We start from the raw sequence: 19,514 nt of genomic DNA, 5'->3' as shown, positions 1-19,514 counted from the left end.
TGATTTAACCCAAGAGCCCGTCTATGATGCGCGGCCAAACCGCGGGCGCCTGGCTGACGGCTGGCTGCACGCGCGCACATGGACCTACGGAAGCAGCGCATTGAATCGTCTGACCCTGGAACGCCGGCAAGTCTGGGTTTACCTGACGGCCATCATCGCCGGACTGCTGCTCGGCAGCCGGTGGCCGGGCCTCGCCGCGACCCTGCAAGCCCTGCTCTGGCCGACGCTGCTGCTGTTGCTCTATGCGACCTTCGTGCAGGTGCCGCTGCTGCACCTGCGTGAAGCCTGCGCCGATCGACGCTTCATCAGCGCCTTGCTGGTCGGCAACTTCCTGCTGGTCCCCGTGCTGGTCTGGGGCCTGCTGCACTGGCTGCCGGATGATCCGGTGCTACGTGTCGGGGTGCTGCTGGTGTTGCTGGTGCCCTGCACCGACTGGTTCATCACCTTCACCCAGCTGGGCCACGGCGATGTGCCGCGCGCGGTGGCCGTGACGCCGCTCAACCTGCTCCTGCAATTGCTGCTTCTGCCGCTCTATCTGTGGCTGCTGGCGGACGCGCAACTGGCCAGTGCACTGGCGCCCGGGGATCTGTTGCCGGCGCTGCTGGTCGTGCTGCTGCCCCTGCTGCTCGCCGCCCTCAGCGAGCGCTGGTTCGCGGCGCGGGCCGAACGCGACGCCCTGCGCCAGCGCCTGGCCTGGTGGCCGGTGCCGCTGCTGGGTCTGGTGTTGTTGCTGATCGCCGGCGCCCAGGTCGCGGCGGTGCGGGATGCACTGGAGCTGCTGCCGGTGCTGGTGCCGGTGTTTATCGCCTACCTGCTGCTGGCGGCACTGATCGCCAAGCTGCTGGCGCTGGCCTGGCGACTGCCCGCCAGCCACGGTCGCACCCTCGCCTTCAGCCTGGGCACGCGCAACTCCTTCGTCGTGCTGCCCTTTGCCCTGAGCCTGCCGCACGGCTGGGAAGTGGCGGCAGTGGTGATTGTCGTGCAGTCGCTGGTCGAACTGTTCGGCATGCTGGGCTATCTGAACTGGCTGCCGCGCCGGCTGTTCCGCTAGCAGATCCGCTCAGGGAACCCTGTGCCCGCGCGCCGCTTCGGCCAGGTAAAACCAGGTCGGGGCGTCCAGGTGCAACGCAGCGCCGCTCAAGGCCTCCTCGATCCGCGACCAGCGCAGGCTGCCGAGGATCGGCCGCGGGCTGCCCGGCAAACGGCGCAACCAGGCCAGGGCAACCTGGTTGGGGGTTGCCTGTAACACCCCAGCCACCTCGGCCAGGGCCTGCTGCAAGGCCGGAGGAAAAGCGCCGCCGGCCAGCGGCGACCAGGCCAGGACCTGCAAGCCGTCGGCCTGCATGGCCTGCAACTGACCGTCCCAGACTGGTTGCTGAGCCTGCAGCGACAGTTCGATCTGGTTACAGCGCAGCGGCAACTCGCGGCCCAGGCTTTGCCAGTGCAGCGGCGCGGCGTTGGACAACCCGAGCCAGCCGACCTTGCCGCTCTCGACCAGGCCCTGCAGGGCGCGCACTACTTCGTCGGCGCACAGCAGCGGATCGGGACGATGCATGAGAAAGCCATCCAGGCGCTCGACACCCAGGCGCTGCAGGGAATCATCGACCGCCTGCGTCAGGTAGGCCGCCCCGCTGTTGTAGTGCTTGACCTTCCAGCGCGAGCTGTCCAGCGCCGCCGGCACGATATCGGCCTTGCTGATCAGTTGCAGCTGGCCGCGCAACTGCGGGCGCAGGCGCAAGGCCGCGCCGAAATGCGCTTCGCACTGGCCCATGCCGTAGATATTGGCGTGATCGAAAGCATTCAAGCCCAGCTCGACGCAGCGTTCGACAAAGCCCAGCAGGGCCTGCGGGGTTGCCAACTCGGGATAATCGAGCAGGCGCATCATGCCGAGCAGCAAGGGCTGCTCGATCGGTGGTTGATTCATGCTGGCGGATTCCAATAAGGAGTCGGGCGAACGCCCGTAGGGTGTGCTGTGCCGCCCAGGCCGCGCGCACCATCGCAGGAAGGCGACGCGTCCTATATTGGTGCGCACGGCGCACCCTACGCTCGGGCGCCGGCGGCTCAGGCCAGCAGTTGCAAGGCCTCGGCACTGCACTGCTGAATGCGTGCCCAGTCGCCGTTCTTGACCCACTGGCTGTCGAACATCCAGGTGCCGCCGACGCACATCACGTTGGGCAGGGCCATGTAGCGCTGCAGGTTGTCGGGGTTGATGCCGCCGGTGGGGCAGAACCGCACATCGCCGAAGGGACCACCAAGAGCCTTGAGCGCCGCGGTGCCGCCGCAGACTTCCGCAGGGAACAGTTTGAAGCGGCGGTAGCCGAGGGCATAGCCGAGCATGATGTCCGAGGCGCTGCTGGTGCCGGGCAGCATTGGCACCTCGCTGTCCAGGCTGGCCTTGAGCAGCTCGGCGGTCGAGCCGGGGGTGACGATGAACTGCGCACCGGCCTCCTCGGCGGCGGCGAGCATCTGCAGGTCGAGCACGGTGCCGGCGCCGACGCAGAGTTCGGGCCGTTGCTCGCGTAGCAGGCGAATGGCGGTCAGGCCATGGGCCGAGCGCAGGGTGATTTCCAGCACGCTCAGGCCACCGGCCGCCAGGGCATCGGCCAACGGCAGGATGTCCGCCTCGCGGGCAATGGTAATCACCGGCATGATCCGCGCACGGGCGCAGAGGCTGTCGATCTGGGCGATTTTTTCGGCCATGCGGGTGTGCTGGCGATTGTCGTTGGTCGTCATATCGGCTGGTCCTTCGGCCCTAGGGGCACCAGTAAATCTCAAGGGGGGAATGTAGGAGCGCGCGCACCGGCATGTTTGCCTCCTCGCCCGCAGCCAGGGCGGCGGCCAGGGTCTCGAGCTTGCCTTGACCCTGCAGGGCCAGCAGCGGCATACGGGCCGAGCGCAGTAACGGCAAGGTCATGCTCAGGCGCTGATGCGGCACGCTGGGCGCCAGCATCGGCAGACAGCGGCGCGGGCAGTCGGTCTGCAAGGCGTCGTGCAGATTCGGGCTATTGGGGAACAGCGAAGCGGTATGGCCGTCATCGCCCATGCCCAGTACCAGCACGTCGATCGGCGGCAGCTCGGCCAGGGCCTGATCGGCTTGCAGCGCCGCTTGCTCCAGGTTGGCAGCTGGCTGGTACAGGCCGACAAAGCGTGCCGCAGCAGTCGGGCCCCGGAGCAAATGGCGGCGCACCAGGCCTTCGTTGCTGTCGGGGTGGGCGACCGGCACCCAGCGCTCGTCCGCCAGGCTGATCACTACCTGCGCCCAGTCCAGTGACTGCTGCGCCAGGTGTTCGAAGAAGGCGATCGGACTGCGCCCGCCGGAAACCACCAGGGTCGCGACACCATGGCTGTCGATCGCCACGCGCAGCGCCTCGCCAACCGCCTGGGCCAGGGCCTTGGCCAGTTGCGCCGGATTGCTCAGGCTGCGCGCCACCACGCCCAGCGGTAAATCGAGATCAGAGATCGCCATACCAGGACCTCCCGTCGCGGGTGATCAGGGCAATCGAGCCCATCGGCCCCCAGGTGCCGGCCGCATAGGGTTTCGGCGAGTCACCCAGGCGCTTCCAGCCGGCGATCAGCTGATCGCACCACTGCCAGGCGTGTTCGATTTCATCCTTGCGCACGAACAGGTTCTGGTTGCCACGCATCACTTCCAGCAGCAGCCGTTCGTAGGCATCGGGCACCCGGGCACTGCGGTAGGTATCGGAAAAATTCAGTTGCAGCGGGCCGCTGCGCAACTGCATGCCCTTGTCCAGGCCCTGATCCTTGGTCATCACCTGCAGGGCGATGCCCTCGTCCGGTTGCAGGCGGATGATCAGTTTGTTGCCGATCAGCTGGCGCTGCTCAGGGTCGAAGATGTAGTGCGGCGGCGCTTTGAAGTGGATGACGATCTGCGACATCTTCTCCGCCATGCGCTTGCCGGTGCGCAGGTAGAACGGCACACCGGCCCAGCGCCAGTTGCGAATGTCCGCACGCAGGGCGACAAAGGTTTCGGTGTCGCTGCGGGTGTTGGAATTCTCTTCTTCCAGATAACCCGGCACCGCCTTGCCATCGCTGCTGCCGGCCACGTACTGGCCGCGCACCACCTGCTGGCTGAGTTGCTCACCGGTCATCGGCGCCAGGGCCTTGAGTACCTTGACCTTCTCGTCGCGAATGCTGTCGGCGGACAGGTCGCTGGGCGGGTCCATGGCGATCAGGCAGAGCAGTTGCAGCAGGTGATTCTGGATCATGTCGCGCAGCTGACCGGCCTGGTCGAAGTAGCCCCAACGGCCTTCGATGCCGACCTTCTCCGCCACGGTGATTTCCACGTGGGAGATGTGGTTCTGGTTCCACTGGGTTTCGAACAGGCTGTTGGCGAAACGCAGGGCAATCAGGTTCTGCACCGTCTCCTTGCCCAGGTAATGGTCGATGCGGTAGATACGGGTTTCCGGGAAATACTGCGCGACCGCGTCGTTGACCGCCCGCGAGGACTCCAGATCATGGCCGATGGGCTTTTCCAGCACCACCCGCGCCCGCTCGGCCAGACCGACCCGCGCCAGGTTGGCGCAGATGCCACCGTAGACCGCAGCCGGCGTGGCGAAATAGGCGATCAGCCGTTCGCCACTGCCAACCTGCTCGGCCAGCGCGTCGTAGTCATCGGCCTGGAGGAAGTCCATGGTCAGGTAGCTGAGGCGTGCCTGGAAGCGCTGCAGCACCGCCTTGTCGACCTCGTTGGCCGGCACGTGGCGCAGCAGGTGCTCGCCGATGCAGGCCAGATGCTGTTGCGCCTCGCCATTCTCGCGCGCCAGGGCGAAAATCCGCGTATCGGCATGCAGCAGGCCCGCGCGGTCGAGTTGGTAGAGTGCCGGAAACAGTTTGCGCAGGGCCAGATCGCCCAGCGCGCCGAACAAGGCAAAAGTACAGGATTCAACGGTTATCGAAGGCATGATGTTTGTTCTTTTATCAAGTTAAGCTAGAAATACCCTGTAGCCGGGATTTTATCAAGGCCAGATGTAGTAATAAAAACAACATTTTGCTAAAAAACACTTTCCGATGGTAGCTCCCTGGCCCCATCAGTACGATAGGCCAGCAATTTCAGCCCTGGCTAAGGAATGACAATGGACCGCGTGCGCAACCTTCTGGAGCAGATCCAGAGCCGACTCGACAGCCTGAACAAGGCCGAGCGCAAAGTCGCCGAGGTGATTCTGCGCAACCCGCAGCAAGCCACCCGCCTGAGTATCGCCGCCCTGGCCCAAGCCGCACTGGTCAGCGAACCGACGGTCAACCGCTTCTGCCGTTCGTTCGGCGTCAGCGGCTACCCCGAGCTGAAGATGCAGCTGGCGCAAAGCCTGGCCAGCGGCGCCGCCTATGTCAGCCGCGCAGTGGAAGCCGACGACGCCCCCGAAGCCTATACCCGCAAGATCTTCGGCAGCGCCATCGCCTCATTGGACAGCGCCTGCCAGTCCCTCGATCCGCAGCTGATCAGCCGCGCGGTCGACCTACTGATCCAGGCCCGGCAGATCCACTTCTTCGGCCTCGGCGCCTCGGCCCCGGTGGCACTGGATGCACAGCACAAGTTCTTCCGCTTCAACCTGGCGGTATCGGCCCACGCCGACGTGCTGATGCAACGCATGCTCGCCTCGGTGGCCCACACCGGCGACCTGTTCGTGATCATCTCCTACACCGGGCGCACCCGCGAATTGGTCGAGGTGGCGCGCCTGGCCCGGGAAAACGGCGCCTCGGTACTCGGCCTGACCGCCGCCGGCTCGCCCCTGGCCCAGGCCAGCACCCTGAGCCTGGACATCCCGCTGCCGGAAGACACCGACATCTACATGCCGATGACCTCGCGGATCATCCAGCTCACCGTGCTCGACGTACTCGCCACCGGCATGACTCTGCGCCGCGGCGTGGACTTCCAGCCGCACCTGCGCAAGATCAAGGAAAGCCTCAACGCCAGCCGCTATCCGCTGGACGAGGAACCGAGCTGACCCGGAATCAAAGCCCGCAGGGCGCGTTATGCACTCCAGGCACCCAGCGCCAGCGGTGCGCACGGTGCACCTTACTGCGATGCAGCGATTGCCTACCCATCCCCACCGACAAGCCCACCATCCCGTAGGGTGCACCATGCGCACCAAGCGACAAGCCCCAGCGGTGCGCACGGCGCACCCTACGCACGTCACCGAGCTGGCTGGCAGGTAACTAACCGACCACCAGCAGCGACCGTCCATCCATCTCCGCCGGCACCGGCAGGCCCATCAACTCCAGCAGCGTCGGGGCGATGTCGCACAGCCGGCCATCGCGCAGGGCGAACTGCCCGGCGCGGCCGCTGACCAGGATCAGCGGCACCGGATTGAGGGTGTGCGCGGTGTGCACCTGGCCCGACGCGGCGTCACACATCTGCTCGACATTGCCGTGATCGGCGCTGATCAGGCACTCGCCGCCCGCCGCCAGAGTCGCCTCGACCACCTCGGCCAGGCAGGCATCCAGCGCCTCGACCGCCTGCACCGCGGCGGCGAAGTTGCCGGTGTGCCCGACCATGTCGCCGTTGGCGTAGTTGCACACGATCAGGTCGAAGGCCTGACTGCGGATCGCCTGCACCAGCTGCTCGGTCAGCTGCGGGGCGCTCATCTGTGGCTGCAGATCGTAGGACGCGACGCTCGGCGAGGGGATCAGAATCCGCTGCTCGCCGGCAAACGGCTGCTCGCGCCCACCATTGAAGAAGAAGGTGACGTGGGCATATTTCTCCGTCTCGGCGATGCGCAGCTGGGTCTTGCCCAGCGCCGCCAGGTACTCGCCCAGGCTGTTGGCGATAGCCTGCGGCGCATAGGCGCAAGGCCCATCGAGTCGGTCCGAATAGCGGGTCAGGGTCAGCAGGCGCTGCTTGTCGATCGGCTTCGCCCGGGCGAAGCCGTCGAACCCGGGGTCGACCAGGGCCTGGCAGAGCTGGCGCGCCCGGTCGGGACGGAAATTCATGAAGATCAGCGCGTCCTCCTCCGCCACCTGCACCGGCTCGCCGATGGCGCTGGCACGGACGAATTCGTCCGACTCGCCGCGCGCGTAGGCCGCACCCAGTGCCTCGCCGGGACTGGCCGCATGAAACTCGGCGCGGCCCTCGACGATCAGCCGATAGGCCGCCTTGATCCGCTGCCAGCGGTTGTCGCGATCCATCGCGTAGTAGCGACCGATCAGCGAGGCGACACGTCCGCGCCCCAGCCCCGCCAGCTCCGCCTGCAGCGCGTCGAGCGAGGCCTGCGCGCTCTTTGGCGGGGTGTCGCGACCATCGAGAAAGGCGTGCACGTAGAACCGCTCGATACCGCGCTCGGCCAGCACCCGGCAGGCGGCGAGTATCTGCTCGCTGTGACTGTGCACGCCGCCCGGCGACAGCAGGCCGAGCAGGTGCACCGCGCCACCGCGGCGCCGGGCGCCATCGACCAGGTCGAGCAACGGCGGATTGGCGGCGAACTCGCCGCTGGCGATGGCCTTGTCGATACGCGTGAGGTTCTGGTACACCACGCGGCCGGCGCCGAGGTTCATGTGGCCCACTTCGGAGTTGCCCATCTGCCCCTCGGGCAGGCCAACGGCCAACCCGGAAGTGGCGATCCGGCTATGCGGAAAGCACTGCAGCAGGCCGTCCAGGGTCGGCGTGCGCGCCGCGGCCAGGGCATTGGCCTCGGCCTCCTGACGCAAACCGACGCCATCCAGAATAATCAGGGTTCGGGTGGTCATGTATGCGCACTCAGAAGATGTAGTCGGTGGTCAGGAAGCTCGACTCGCGGTTGCGAATGATCTCGCTGACCAGCGCCTTGTTGCTCTCCTGGAATTTGGTCGCCACCAGGGTGCGGATGGAAAACACCCGCAGCGCGTCATGCACCGACAGGGTGCCCTCGGCCGAGTTCTTGCGCCCGTTGAACGGGAAGCTGTCCGGGCCGCGCTGGCACTGGGCGTTGATGTTGATCCGCCCCACCTGGTTGGCGAAGGCGTCGACCAGCCGGCCTACCTGGGCCGAGTCGCTGCCGAAGATGCTCAGCTGCTGGCCGAAATCGGAATCGAGCACGTAGTCGATCACCGCCTGCAGGTCGCGATAGGGCACCACCGGTACCAGCGGGCCGAACTGCTCCTCCTGGTAGATGCGCATGGCCGGGTTCACCGGGTAGAGCAGCGCCGGGTAGAAGAACGATCCGCGGCTTTCGCCGCCGCCGGCGTTCACTACCTGCGCGCCCTGCTCCAGCGCATCGGCCAGCAGGCCGCCGAGGTACTCGACCTTGCCCGGCTCGGGCAGCGGCGTCAGGCTCACGCCCTCCTCCCAGGGCATGCCCGGCTTGAGCGCGGCGACCTTGGCGGCGAACTGCTCGAGAAAGCGCTCGACCACATCCTCATGCACGAACAGGATCTTCAGCGCCGTGCAGCGCTGGCCATTGAACGACAGCGCGCCGGTGACCGCCTCGCTGACCGCGTTATCCAGGTCGACCTCGGGCAGGACGATCCCCGGGTTCTTCGCATCCAGGCCCAGGGCCGCGCGCAGCCGGTGCGGGCGCGGGTGCAGCTTCTTCAGGTCGCTGGCGCCCTTGTGGGTGCCGATAAAGGCGAACACATCGATCTTGCCGCTGGCCATCAGCGCACTGACGGTCTCCCGGCCGCTGCCGTAGATCACGTTGATCACCCCGGCCGGAAAGCTGTCGCGGAACGCCTCGAGCAGCGGACGAATCAGCAGCACGCCGAACTTGGCCGGTTTGAACACCACGGTGTTGCCCATGATCAGCGCCGGGATCAGGGTGGTGAAGGTCTCGTTCAGCGGGTAGTTGTAGGGCCCCATGCACAGGGTCACGCCCAGCGGCACGCGACGAATCTGGCCGAGGGTATCCTGCTCCAGCTCGAAGCGGCTGGAGCGGCGGTCCAGCTCCTTGAGCGCCTCGATGGTGTCGACGATGTAGTCGCAGGTACGGTCGAACTCCTTCTGCGAATCCTTGAGGTTCTTGCCGATCTCCCACATCAGCAGCTTGACCACCCGCTCGCGCTGCTCGCGCATGCGTGCCAGGAAGGTCTCGACGTGCTGGATGCGCTCGGCCACGCGCAGGCTCGGCCAGGCGCCCTGGCCATTGGCATAAGCGCGCACCGCGGCATCCAGAGCGACCAGCGCAGTCTCGGCGTCGAGCAACGGCGTGCTGCCGAGGATTACCTGCTGCTCGCCCTGCTCGGACTTGAGGAACACCGGGCTGCGTACGCTGGCCAGCGGCCCCTCCCAGGTGCGCAACTGGCCATCGACCAGGTAGTCGCGCTGCTCGATGGGTGCGCCGAAACGGTACTGCTCGGGAATCTCGGCCAGGCTCGGAAACAGGTTATCAAGGCGGTTGGTAGTCATGGCGTTAACTCCTCTGGGGGAAGATCGCAGCGCTGCTATAGGCCGCGCGACCCTGCAGTGCCTGCTCGATGCGCAGCAGCTGGTTGTACTTGCCGACCCGGTCGGAACGGCACAGCGAGCCGGTTTTGATCTGCCCGGCACAGGTCGCCACCGCCAGGTCGGCGATGCTGGTGTCCTCGGTTTCCCCGGAACGGTGCGAGATCACCGCGGTATAGCCGGCATCCTGGGCCATGCGAATGGCGTCGAAGGTTTCGCTGAGGCTGCCGATCTGGTTGAACTTGATCAGGATCGAGTTGCCGATGCCGCGCTCGATACCTTCGCGCAGGATCTTGCTGTTGGTGACGAACAGGTCGTCGCCGACCAACTGCACCTGCTTACCCAGGCGCTCGGTCAGGTAGGCCCAGCCATCCCAGTCGCTTTCGTCCATGCCATCCTCGATCGAGGCGATCGGGTAGCGCTGGCACAACCCGGCCAGGTAATCGGCGAAACCGGCGGAGTCGAAGCTCTTGCCCTCGCCAGCCAGCACATAGCGGCCGTCGCGATAGAATTCCGAGGCGGCGCAATCCAGCGCCAGGCTGATGTCCTTGCCCAGCTCATAGCCGGAGCGGCGCACCGCCTCGGCGATCACCACCAGCGCCTCCTCGTTGGACGCCAGCGATGGCGCGAAGCCGCCCTCGTCGCCCACCGCCGTACTCAGGCCGCGCTCGCCAAGCACCTGCTTGAGGGTATGGAAGATCTCCGCGCCCATGCGCAGCGCCTCGCTAAAGGAGCTGGCGCCGATCGGCTGGATCATGAACTCCTGGATGTCGACGTTGTTGTCGGCGTGCTCACCGCCATTGATGATGTTCATCATCGGCACCGGCAGGCTGAAGCGGCCCGGCTGGCCATAGAGCGTCGCCAGGTGCTCGTACAGTGGCAGCTGCTGCGCCGCCGCGGCGGCCTTGGCGGTGGCCAGCGAAATCGCGAGAATCGCGTTGGCGCCCAGCACGCTTTTGTCCTCGCTGCCGTCCAGCGCGATCATCGCCGCATCGACCGCAGGCTGATCCAGCGCATCCAGCCCGCGCACCCGATCGCCAAGCGGCCCGTTGACATTGGCCACGGCGCGCAGCACGCCCTTGCCCTGGTAGCGCTCGCCGCCGTCGCGCAACTCCAGCGCCTCGCGGCTGCCGGTCGAGGCGCCGGACGGCACGCTGGCGACGCCCACGGCGCCGCCGGCCAGGGTCACCACGGCCTCCACGGTCGGGTTGCCGCGCGAATCGAGGATTTCACGGGCGGCCACTTGCTGGATCAGGGTCATGTCAGTCATTGCGCTCGGTACCTTGGACGTGGGTTGAGGTCTCGCGACACAGGGGCGCCTGGTCGAGCAATTCACGCTGCTCGGCGTAGGCTTCGCGAAAATCGAAGTCGCGCGGCCACTCAGCGTCGACCGCCGCGATGACCGTCGTGCGGTCGTTGTGGGTACTGGATCGGTTCACAGGCAGCTCCTCGATTAACAAATGCGATCGCCCACGCGGATCACCCGCAGGCAGTTGGTGCCACCCTGGGCATTGGCGTGATCGCCGCGCGAAATCAATACGTGATCGCCCTCGACCACCACCCCGCAACGCAGCAACTCGTCGACTGCGCGGCCGTTGACCTCGGCGATCGGGTAGCTGTCGCTGTCGAATGGAATGGTCTGCACCCCGCGGAACAGCGCGACCCGGCTCTGGGTGCGCGGGTTGCGGGAAAAGGCATAGATCGGCAGGTGCGAGCGAATCCGCGACATCAGCCGCGGCGTGTCGCCACTCTCGGTCATGCAGATGATCGCCTTGACCCCGTGCAGGTGGTTGGCCGCGTACATCGCCGACATGGCGATCGACTCGTCGATCTTGTGGAACACTTCGTCCATGCGGTGCTTGGAGCGATGCGCCAGCGGGTGCTTCTCCGCACCGACGATCACCCGACACATGGCCTCGACGGTTTCCACCGGATAGGCCCCGGCCGCGGTCTCGGCCGACAGCATCACCGCATCGGTGCCGTCGAGCACGGCGTTGGCCACATCAAACACCTCGGCGCGGGTCGGCATCGACTGGGTGATCATCGACTCCATCATCTGGGTCGCGGTGATCACCAGCCGATTGAGCGTGCGCGCGCGCTCGATGATCATCTTCTGCACCGCGACCAGCTCGGCATCACCGATCTCCACGCCGAGGTCGCCACGCGCCACCATGACCCCGTCGGAGGCCTCGATAATGGCGTCCAGCACCGCGAGGTCGTTGACCGTCTCGGCCCGCTCGATCTTGGCGATCAGCCCGGCCTCGCCACCGGCCTCATGCAGCAGGCGGCGCGCCAGCTGGATATCGGCGGCATCACGGGGAAAGGACACCGCCAGGTAGTCGACCTGCATCTCGGCCGCGGTGCAAATATCGAGGCGATCCTTGTCGGTCAGGGCCGTCGCCGACAGGCCGCCACCCTTGCGGTTGATGCCCTTGTTGTTGGACAGGGGGCCACCGACCAGCACCTCGCAGAGCAACTGACTGGATTCGACCTGGCGCACCACCAGTTCGATGCGGCCGTCGTCCAGCAGCAGGATGTCACCGGGGCGGCTATCGCTGATCAGCGCCTCGTAGTCGATGCCCACCGCCTGGGCATCGCCGGCGTTCTTGTCCAGCCCGGCGTCGAGGACGAAGGCCTGGCCCTTGCACAGCTGCACCTTGCCCTCGGCGAAGCGGGCGATGCGGATCTTCGGCCCCTGCAGATCGGCCAGCACCGCGACGAAGCGCCCATGCTTGCGCGCCATCTCCCGCACCAGCACAGCGCGAGCGATGTGCTCCTGGGCGCTGCCGTGGGAAAAGTTCAACCGCACCACATCGACGCCGGCCTGAACCAGCGCCTCGATCGCCTCGGGACTCTCGGTAGCCGGCCCCAGGGTGGCCACGATCTTGGTTCTTCGGCGCATAGCTCAGACTCCTCAACGACGGTTTGGACAGGGATAGGCAAAGGCACTGGCGGCGAGCACAACAGGCAACCCGCTCACTGCGCCAGCACCCGGAAAGCAGCCACATTCGTAGTTGCTTTACCAAACAATGCCATTGTTATCCGACACAACACCAATCATCAAGGGTAAATGTTGTTTTATTACAACATTTACTTTTGATCGTTCCCGATCCGTGGCGCGAACTGAAATCCATCCACGTCAGAAAGCCCGACCAGCCACCGACCTCATGGACGAAGCCGGTTGAAGGGGTAATCGCCGATGCGTCGTACGCGACCCTGGTCATACCCGGCAATGGCTACGGACTCAGCCCAGGCGGGCCTGCAACTCCAGCACGGCCTCCGCGCCCGGTTCGAGGGACAGGCTGTCGGGTCCGCAACTGGCGGCCTCGACACAGACAAAACCCAGCGCCTCGCGCCAGCGCACATCGGTCAAGGGCCGGCTGCCCGGATGCCAGACCACGCTGTTAGCGCCGCCACGGGTGTCGACCAGCAGGCGCCGCTGCCAGGCCAGATCCTGCACCTGCACGAGCGCGCCAGGACGGAAGATCCGGTGGCAACCCTCCTCGACGCGCAGTTCGCCGTGCTGTTGACAGTCGTCGCGCGTCAGCAGGTCGTAGCCCTGGGCGCCATCCAGGCCGAGCAACGCCACCCGCGCGACATCGCTGACCTGCCAGTAGGCGTGCAAGGCATGGCTGAGCCGGCAGGGTTCGCTGTCCTGGTGCGAGGTGCGCAGGCGCAACCTCATCTGCTCGCCCAGTTCGGCCTCCAGGGTTACCGTCCAGTCGCATAGCTGCAACTGCCAGGTCAGGTGCATGCCCTGCTCGTCCACCTCGCTGCCGAGCAACTGCCAGTCGCTCAGCCGCGCCCAGCCGTGGGACGGCCAACCGCTCTCGCTGGGGTGACGGCCGAACCAGGGCCAGCACACCGGCACGCCGCCGCGAATCGCCCCAACCCGCGGCCAATGGCTGGCGCACCACAGCCAGGGGCGCTGACCGCGCGGCTGGAAGTGCAGCAGTTGGCCGCCCTGACGACTGAATACGGCCTGGAAACGCGGATGCTCGACCAGCAGCAACTCGCGCTCCTGACGGGTCACCCAGCGCAAGGCGGGCCCGGCGGACGGCACAAACAACCCGGCCAGGGGATGCTCTGCAGCAGCCCCCGGCCGGGTTGTCGGCACGCCGGGCGAACGCCGCGGCTTAGCCGGCAGCATCGCCCTGCCCGTACCTGGCGATCACCACCAGTATTCCACCTGCACGCCGAAGTTCGAGCCGTGCCGGGCGTTATCGAAGGCACCGCTGTCGGACAGCGCCGAGCCCGCCGCCAATGCGCTGGCCGCACGCTGCGCTGCTGCGTTCCAGCTGGCATAGGTGTAGTACAGACGCACTTCCGGACGCGCCCAGAACCCCGGACCGGCCGGCGACCAGGTCGGCGCCACGGTGAACTTGCTCAGCTTGCGCGTACCATCGACCGCATCGACCTGATCGTGACCGACCTCGCCGACCAGTTTGAACTGTTCGGTGAAGGCATAGCTGGTACGCCCACCGACCGACAGCCAGTCCTGGTCGCTGCCATCCGGGCGCACGTCTTTCTGGTAGACGAACTGCACCTGGCCGCCCAGGCGCGGGGTGATCTGCCAGTCGAAGAACTCGACCAGGCGGTAACTTTTGTTGTCGCGGTCCAGGCTGACGTCGCCGGTGTAACCCAGGCCGGTACCCGGGCCGCGGCCGTACTGCAGGGCGAACTTGTTCTTGCCGCCGAGGAAATCGCTCTGCACATGCTGCGCGGTGAGCGCCCAACCACTGTTGGCATCGGTGCTGTCGGGCTTGTCGATGTAGCTCAGGCCGAACTCCAGCTCGCCGCCGGGATTGGTCTTGAAGCCGGCGACGTTGAAATCGTGACGGTTGATATAGGGTTCCTGGAAGTAACTGTCCTTGCGCGAGAAGGCGTAGCTGTATTTCAGCCCGCCCAGTTCGTAGTTCTCGATACCGGCGCCGGTGGCGCTCTGGTTCCAGTAGTAGAAGTCGCTGATATGGATGTCGTTACGCTTGTAGAAGCGTCGCCCGGCCCACAGCGAACCGCCATTGAGCGCCGGCACCTTGCTCCACTCGGCGTACATCTGGTTCATCCGGGCGAAACCGTACTCGCCGGTGAACTCGGGTGTGTGGCCGTACTCGTTGTACAGCTGCGCCATGCCCTCGACGCTGAGTACCGAGCCGTCGTCCAGGGTCAGCAGGTCCTGACGCAGATCCAGCTCGATATAGTGTTCGCACTCGTTGCCCAGGCGGTATTTCGACTGCGCGCCTGGCAACTGGAAGCACGACTGGCTGCCATTACCGTCGGCACTGCCGGCGCCGCTACGGACGTAGCCGCTGAACTCCAGCGCCTGGGCCTGGGGCAATACCAATGCCAGGGCCAACAGGTAGGGCGCGCCACGCGCACCACGGGCGATACGCGATGACTGAGGGGTGAGACTGATAGTCATGACTGCTCCTGATTGTTTTTATTGTGTGAACTGCTTCGGATAACCGCCGAAGCGACGGATTCGGTGAAATCCAGCGGTGCGCACGGCGCACCCTACGGGAACGAGGTGCAGCGTAGGGTGCGCCGTGCGCACCAGGGGCCGAGGCTGCCGATTGTCTTTAGCAACCGCCGAAGCGACCCTGGCAGCGCTGCGTGCACCCTACTCAACCAATCTTCAACCGGGCGACCTTGTCCTCGGTCGCCCGGGACTTGCCCGGCAGCAGGCGCTCGCCGGTTTTGGCGTCGAACAGCAGCACCTTGCCCGGATCGAACTGCAGCTCCAGGGTTTGCCCCACCTGCGGCGCATCGTCCGGGGCCATGCGGCAGCAGACCTTGGTCTGGTTGAGTTCGACGAACACCAGGGTGTCCGGCCCGGTGGGCTCGATGACCTCGACCTCGGCGCGAATCGACGACTGGTTGCGGCTCTCGGCCGTGGCCAGGAGGATCTGCTCGGGACGAATGCCGAGGATCACCTCGCGATCCTCGAAGCCCGCCTCCATCGCCCCCAGCGGCAGCTCGCAACGGGCCTGGCCCGAGTCGAGCAGGGCCAGCAACTGGCCGTCGCGGCGCTGCAGGCGCAGGGGAATGAAGTTCATCGGCGGCGAGCCGATAAAGCTGGCGACGAACAGGTTGGCCGGGTCGTTGTAGATCTGCTTGGGGGTGCCGAACTGCTGGATGATGCCGTCCTTCATCACCGCCACCTTGTCGCCCAGGGTCATGGCCTCGATCTGGTCGTGGGTGACGTAGACCGTGGTGGTCTTTAGGCGCTGGTGCATCAGCTTGATCTCGGTGCGCATCTCCACCCGCAGCTTGGCGTCGAGGTTCGACAGCGGCTCGTCGAACAGGTAGATCTTCGGCCGCCGCGCCAGCGCCCGCCCCATCGCCACGCGCTGCTGCTGGCCGCCGGACAGCTGGCCGGGCTTGCGCCCGAGCAGGTGCTCGATCTGCAGCAGCTTGGCCACTCGCGCCACTTCCGTGTCGATGTCGGCCGGAGCCATCTTGCGCATCTTCAGGCCGAAGGCGATGTTGTCCTTCACGGTCATGGTCGGGTACAGCGCATAGGACTGGAAGACCATGGCGATGTCGCGATCCTTGGGGCTCATGCCGCTGATGTCCTGATCGTCGACCAGGATCGCGCCGCCGCTGATGTTCTCCAGGCCGGCGATGCAGTTCATCAGGGTCGATTTGCCGCAACCGGAAGGACCGACCAGGATCAGGAACTCGCCGGAGTCGATCGAGATCTCGATGTTTTTCAGGGTGTCCACCAGGCCGCTGCCGTAGGACTTGTTGACGTTGCGCAGTTCGAGGGTTGCCATATCGTTCTCCTAACCTTTGACCGCGCCGGCAGTCAGCCCACGCAGGAAGTACTTGCCGGCCAGCACATAGACCACCAGGGTCGGCAGGCCGGCGATCATCGCCGCGGCCATGTCGACGTTGTATTCCTTGGCCCCGGTGCTGGTGTTGACCAGGTTGTTCAGGGCCACGGTGATCGGCTGGGTATCGCCGCTGGCGAACACCACGCCGAACAGGAAATCGTTCCAGATCTGGGTGAACTGCCAGATCAGGCAGACCATGATGATCGGGGTCGACATGGGCAGCAGGATGCGCCCGAAGATGGTGAAGAAACCCGCGCCATCCAGCCTTGCGGCCCGCACCAGGGCATCCGGAATGCTCACGTAGTAGTTGCGGAAGAACAGCGTGGTGAAGGCCATGCCGTAGACCACATGGATCAGCACCAGGCCGCCGGTGGTGTTGGCCAGGCCGAGCTGGCCGATGGTGAAGGACGCCGGCAGCAGCACCACCTGGAACGGCAGAAAGCAGCCGAACAGCAGCAGGCCGAAGAACAGCTGCGAACCGCGGAAACGCCACATGGCCAGCACGTAACCGTTCAACGCGCCGATCACGGTGGAGATCAGCACCGCCGGAATGGTGATCTTCACCGAGTTCCAGAAATAGCCGCCGACCCCGTCCCAGGCCTTCAGCCAGCCGATGGCGGTGAATACCTCGGGCCAGGACAGCAGGTTGCCGGTGCGGATGTCTTCCGGGCTCTTGAAGCTGGTCAACAGCATGATCAGCAGCGGGATCAGGTAGACCGCGCAGGCGGCCAACAGAGTGGCGTAGATCGCCATGCGGCTCAGGCTGACGGGCTTAGTCATGACGTTTGCCTCGCAGTTCGGAGTACAGGTAGGGCACCAGGATCGCCAGCACCGCGCCGAGCATGAGGATCGCACTGGCGGCGCCGAGGCCCATCTGGCCACGGGTGAAGGTGTGGGCATACATGAACATCGCCGGCAGATCGGAGGCGTAGCCGGGGCCGCCAGCGGTCATCGAGGCGACCAGGTCGAAGCTCTTGATCGCGATGTGCGAGAGGATCATCAGGGCGCTGAAGAACACCGGGCCCAGGCTCGGCAGGACAATGCGCAGGTAGATGTTCGGCAGGCTGGCGCCATCGACCTGGGCGGCGCGGATGATCGACTGATCGACCCCGCGCAAACCGGCGAGAAACAGCGCCATGACGAAGCCCGAGGACTGCCAGACCGCGGCGATCACCAGGCAGTAGACCACCCGATCCGGGTCCACCAGCCAGTCGAACCGAAAGCCTTCCCAGCCCCAGTCGCGGAGCATCTTGTCGATGCCCAGGCCGGGGTTGAGCAGCCACTTCCAGGCGGTGCCAGTGACGATCATCGACAGTGCCATGGGGTAGAGAAAAATGGTGCGGATAAAACCTTCGCGGCGAATGCGCTGATCCAGCAGCACCGCCAGCAGCACGCCGATCACCAGGCTGATGCCGATGAACAGGCCGCCGAAGGCCAGCAGGTTCTGGCTCGCCACCCACCAGCGGTCGTTGTCCCACAAGCGGGCGTACTGCTGCAGGCCAACCCAGGAATAGTTGGGCATGAAACGCGAGCTGGTGAACGAGAGCAGAAAAGTCCAGAGGATGTAGCCATAGAAGCCGACCAGGATGATCAGCATGCTCGGCGCCAACACCAGCTTGGGCAGCCAGCGTTGCAGCGCATCCAGCGGTGAGGCCTTGGTGAAAACTGCGATTGAACTCATGGGTGACTCCGTTGCGTGTTGCGCCGCCTGCAGGAGCCAGGGGGCGCCTGGCTCCTGCAGAAATCCGGCACGGCCGATCCCGTGGCACGTGCCGGAGGGCATGCGCCTGGGATAAGCAGGTCAAACGTAGTGGGTTACCGCCGGCGCACCGGCGGCCGGACTGGCTCTACTGCACGGCCTGGATAGCCGCGGCCAGTTGCTGGGCAGCCTTCTGCGGATCGGCCTTGGGGTCGTTGAAGAAGTTGGTCACCACATCGAACACCGCGCCCTGCACATAGCTGGAGGCAGCCATGCCGTGGGCCAGGCTCGGCTGCAGGCCACCGCTGGCGGCAGCGGCCTTGAAGTCGACCATGGACTTCTGCGCGCAGGCATCGAAGCTGCTCATGTCCTGATCCATACGCACCGGGATCGAGCCCTTGTTCTGGTTGAAGAACTGCTGGAACTCCGGCTCCAGCACGGTGCGCGCCAGATCCTCTTGGGCCTTGCGGTTGTCCGCATCGCTCAGCTTGAACATGGCCAGCGAATCGATGTTGTAGGCGAAGCTGCCCTGGGTGCCGGGGAACGGCAGGCACTCGTAATCGCTGCCGGCGACCTTGCCGGCGGCGCTCCATTCGCTCTTGGCCCAGTCGCCCATGATCTGCATGCCAGCCTTGCCGTTCATGACCATGGCGGTGGCGCTGTTCCAGTCGCGTCCGGCGGCATTGGCATCGACATAACCGCGCAGTTTCTGCAGGGCGGCGAACACCTCGACCATCTTGGCGCTGGTCAGCACGGACTCGTCCAGTTCGACGAAGGCCTTGTGGAAGTCGTCCGGGCCCAGCACCGCCAGGGCCAGGTCTTCGAACACGGTGCTGTCCTGCCAGGGCTGGCCGCCATGGGCCAGGGGCATGAAGCCGGCGGCCTTGAGCTTTTCCGCGGCGGCGAAGAATTCATCGAGGGTGGTTGGTGGCGTAGCGCCGGCCTTGGCGAACACCTCGGGGTTGATCCACAGCCAGTTGACCCGGTGCACGTTGACCGGCACCGCCACGTAGTCGCCGCCGAACTGCATCACCTCGATCACCTGGGGTGGCAACAGCTCGTTCCAGCCGTTCTGCTCGGCCACCTGATTGAGGTCGGCGAGCAGGCCCAGTTCGCCCCACTCCTGGATGTCCGGGCCCTTGATCTGCGCGGCGGCCGGCGGATTGCCGGAGACGGCGCGGGTTTTCAGCACGGTCATGGCCGCTTCACCACCACCACCGGCGACGGCGAAGTCTTTCCAGCTGTGGCCCTGGTCTTCGACCAGCTTCTGCAGGGTATCGGCGGCGCGCTTTTCGCCACCGGAGGTCCACCAGTGCAGCACTTCGACTTCGCCGGCGAGGGCGGTCAGCGGCATCAGGGCAGCGAGGGAAACAGCGGTGGACAGACGAGAAATCGCATTCATATGAGCAGGTTCCTTTCTTGTTGTTATTCACCGGCAAGTCTGGTGCTTGCGCTGGAATCGAGTCTAACCAGGGTCGGCGCCGCCGCGGGTAACGAAGGGATGCGCAAAGGTCACAGGATGGTTACAAAGCAGGGCACCAGCACGCACCCCGTAGACCCTAGGTTCATTTGCAAGAGCTGCGAGCTCGTAGAGTGGATCGGGGCGCGT

General features: G+C 65.6%; 17 protein-coding genes. 2 read left to right on the top strand and 15 right to left on the bottom strand.

Translation table 11 applies throughout. The features are described 5' to 3' along the window. Positions 1–100 precede the first annotated feature (100 nt). On the top strand, positions 101–1,051 hold the full coding sequence (locus tag BM315_RS01185) for a bile acid:sodium symporter (protein WP_090496952.1): 951 nt from the start codon (positions 101–103) through the stop codon (positions 1,049–1,051). A gap of 9 nt (positions 1,052–1,060) precedes the next feature. On the opposite strand, the gene BM315_RS01180 is transcribed toward BM315_RS01185, so the two are convergent. The 4 genes from BM315_RS01180 to zwf form a co-directional block, all read right to left on the bottom strand. Next, positions 1,061–1,924, bottom strand: coding sequence for an aldo/keto reductase (locus BM315_RS01180; protein ID WP_090496951.1), 864 nt, complete (start codon positions 1,922–1,924; stop codon positions 1,061–1,063). Positions 1,925–2,061: 137 nt separating this feature from the next. Next, positions 2,062–2,733 carry a bifunctional 4-hydroxy-2-oxoglutarate aldolase/2-dehydro-3-deoxy-phosphogluconate aldolase gene (locus BM315_RS01175; protein ID WP_090496950.1) on the bottom strand — a complete coding sequence of 224 codons (672 nt, stop codon included), beginning with the start codon at positions 2,731–2,733 and terminating at the stop codon, positions 2,062–2,064. Positions 2,734–2,752: 19 nt separating this feature from the next. Then, on the bottom strand, positions 2,753–3,466 hold the full coding sequence (gene pgl / locus BM315_RS01170; RefSeq protein WP_090496948.1) for a 6-phosphogluconolactonase: 714 nt from the start codon (positions 3,464–3,466) through the stop codon (positions 2,753–2,755). Then, a complete protein-coding gene (zwf, locus tag BM315_RS01165; RefSeq protein WP_090496946.1) occupies positions 3,453–4,922 on the bottom strand; it encodes a glucose-6-phosphate dehydrogenase in 1,470 nt (489 codons plus the stop codon). The genes pgl and zwf overlap by 14 nt, the downstream gene beginning before the upstream one ends. A gap of 180 nt (positions 4,923–5,102) precedes the next feature. Between zwf and BM315_RS01160 the strand changes: the two genes are divergently transcribed. Continuing rightward, entirely contained in the window at positions 5,103–5,963 is an 861-nt protein-coding gene (locus tag BM315_RS01160) for a MurR/RpiR family transcriptional regulator (RefSeq protein ID WP_170862132.1), read from the top strand. A gap of 211 nt (positions 5,964–6,174) precedes the next feature. On the opposite strand, the gene gpmI is transcribed toward BM315_RS01160, so the two are convergent. From gpmI to BM315_RS01110, 11 genes are all read right to left on the bottom strand, one after another. Next, positions 6,175–7,701 (bottom strand): 2,3-bisphosphoglycerate-independent phosphoglycerate mutase, encoded by a 1,527-nt coding sequence (gpmI, locus tag BM315_RS01155; protein ID WP_090496943.1) that lies wholly within the window; start codon positions 7,699–7,701, stop codon positions 6,175–6,177. 10 nt (positions 7,702–7,711) lie between these two features. Beyond that, entirely contained in the window at positions 7,712–9,334 is a 1,623-nt protein-coding gene (locus BM315_RS01150; RefSeq protein WP_090496941.1) for an NADP-dependent glyceraldehyde-3-phosphate dehydrogenase, read from the bottom strand. Between the two features lie 4 nt (positions 9,335–9,338). Further along, on the bottom strand, positions 9,339–10,631 hold the full coding sequence (eno, locus tag BM315_RS01145) for a phosphopyruvate hydratase (RefSeq protein WP_170862131.1): 1,293 nt from the start codon (positions 10,629–10,631) through the stop codon (positions 9,339–9,341). 1 nt (position 10,632) lies between these two features. Beyond that, complete coding sequence (locus BM315_RS24600; RefSeq protein ID WP_170862128.1) at positions 10,633–10,809, bottom strand: hypothetical protein; 177 nt, start codon at positions 10,807–10,809, stop codon at positions 10,633–10,635. A gap of 14 nt (positions 10,810–10,823) precedes the next feature. Further along, a complete protein-coding gene (gene pyk, locus BM315_RS01140; RefSeq protein ID WP_090496938.1) occupies positions 10,824–12,272 on the bottom strand; it encodes a pyruvate kinase in 1,449 nt (482 codons plus the stop codon). A gap of 342 nt (positions 12,273–12,614) precedes the next feature. After that, positions 12,615–13,520: a D-hexose-6-phosphate mutarotase gene (locus BM315_RS01135; protein ID WP_090496936.1), complete on the bottom strand. Its 906-nt coding sequence runs from the start codon at positions 13,518–13,520 to the stop codon at positions 12,615–12,617. A gap of 21 nt (positions 13,521–13,541) precedes the next feature. Next, positions 13,542–14,792, bottom strand: a complete 1,251-nt coding sequence (locus BM315_RS01130) for a maltoporin (protein WP_090496934.1) — start codon at positions 14,790–14,792, stop codon at positions 13,542–13,544. 202 nt (positions 14,793–14,994) lie between these two features. Beyond that, on the bottom strand, positions 14,995–16,146 hold the full coding sequence (locus BM315_RS01125; protein ID WP_090496932.1) for an ABC transporter ATP-binding protein: 1,152 nt from the start codon (positions 16,144–16,146) through the stop codon (positions 14,995–14,997). A 9-nt stretch (positions 16,147–16,155) separates the two neighbouring features. Continuing rightward, positions 16,156–16,986: a carbohydrate ABC transporter permease gene (locus BM315_RS01120; protein WP_090496931.1), complete on the bottom strand. Its 831-nt coding sequence runs from the start codon at positions 16,984–16,986 to the stop codon at positions 16,156–16,158. Then, complete coding sequence (locus tag BM315_RS01115; protein WP_090496929.1) at positions 16,979–17,887, bottom strand: carbohydrate ABC transporter permease; 909 nt, start codon at positions 17,885–17,887, stop codon at positions 16,979–16,981. The genes BM315_RS01120 and BM315_RS01115 overlap by 8 nt, the downstream gene beginning before the upstream one ends. A 166-nt stretch (positions 17,888–18,053) precedes the next feature. Then, positions 18,054–19,307 (bottom strand): ABC transporter substrate-binding protein, encoded by a 1,254-nt coding sequence (locus tag BM315_RS01110; RefSeq protein WP_090496927.1) that lies wholly within the window; start codon positions 19,305–19,307, stop codon positions 18,054–18,056. Positions 19,308–19,514 lie beyond the last annotated feature (207 nt).

Source organism: Pseudomonas borbori, from assembly GCF_900115555.1.
Taxonomy (GTDB): Bacteria; Pseudomonadota; Gammaproteobacteria; order Pseudomonadales; family Pseudomonadaceae; genus Aquipseudomonas; species Aquipseudomonas borbori.
Note: the sequence above shows the minus strand (reverse complement) of the source record. Positions and strands in the feature narration are given on the sequence as shown.

Bases quoted from the DNA above. Each gene is read 5' to 3' on its own strand.
- BM315_RS01180 (WP_090496951.1), bottom strand. From the start codon at position 1,924: ATGAATCAACCACCGATCGAGCAGCCCTTGCTGCTCGGCATGATGCGC.
- BM315_RS01175 (WP_090496950.1), bottom strand. From the start codon at position 2,733: ATGACGACCAACGACAATCGCCAGCACACCCGCATGGCCGAAAAAATC.
- pgl (WP_090496948.1), bottom strand. From the start codon at position 3,466: ATGGCGATCTCTGATCTCGATTTACCGCTGGGCGTGGTGGCGCGCAGC.
- zwf (WP_090496946.1), bottom strand. From the start codon at position 4,922: ATGCCTTCGATAACCGTTGAATCCTGTACTTTTGCCTTGTTCGGCGCG.
- gpmI (WP_090496943.1), bottom strand. From the start codon at position 7,701: ATGACCACCCGAACCCTGATTATTCTGGATGGCGTCGGTTTGCGTCAG.
- BM315_RS01150 (WP_090496941.1), bottom strand. From the start codon at position 9,334: ATGACTACCAACCGCCTTGATAACCTGTTTCCGAGCCTGGCCGAGATT.
- eno (WP_170862131.1), bottom strand. From the start codon at position 10,631: ATGACCCTGATCCAGCAAGTGGCCGCCCGTGAAATCCTCGATTCGCGC.
- pyk (WP_090496938.1), bottom strand. From the start codon at position 12,272: ATGCGCCGAAGAACCAAGATCGTGGCCACCCTGGGGCCGGCTACCGAG.
- BM315_RS01135 (WP_090496936.1), bottom strand. From the start codon at position 13,520: ATGCTGCCGGCTAAGCCGCGGCGTTCGCCCGGCGTGCCGACAACCCGG.
- BM315_RS01130 (WP_090496934.1), bottom strand. From the start codon at position 14,792: ATGACTATCAGTCTCACCCCTCAGTCATCGCGTATCGCCCGTGGTGCG.
- BM315_RS01125 (WP_090496932.1), bottom strand. From the start codon at position 16,146: ATGGCAACCCTCGAACTGCGCAACGTCAACAAGTCCTACGGCAGCGGC.
- BM315_RS01120 (WP_090496931.1), bottom strand. From the start codon at position 16,986: ATGACTAAGCCCGTCAGCCTGAGCCGCATGGCGATCTACGCCACTCTG.
- BM315_RS01115 (WP_090496929.1), bottom strand. From the start codon at position 17,887: ATGAGTTCAATCGCAGTTTTCACCAAGGCCTCACCGCTGGATGCGCTG.
- BM315_RS01110 (WP_090496927.1), bottom strand. From the start codon at position 19,307: ATGAATGCGATTTCTCGTCTGTCCACCGCTGTTTCCCTCGCTGCCCTG.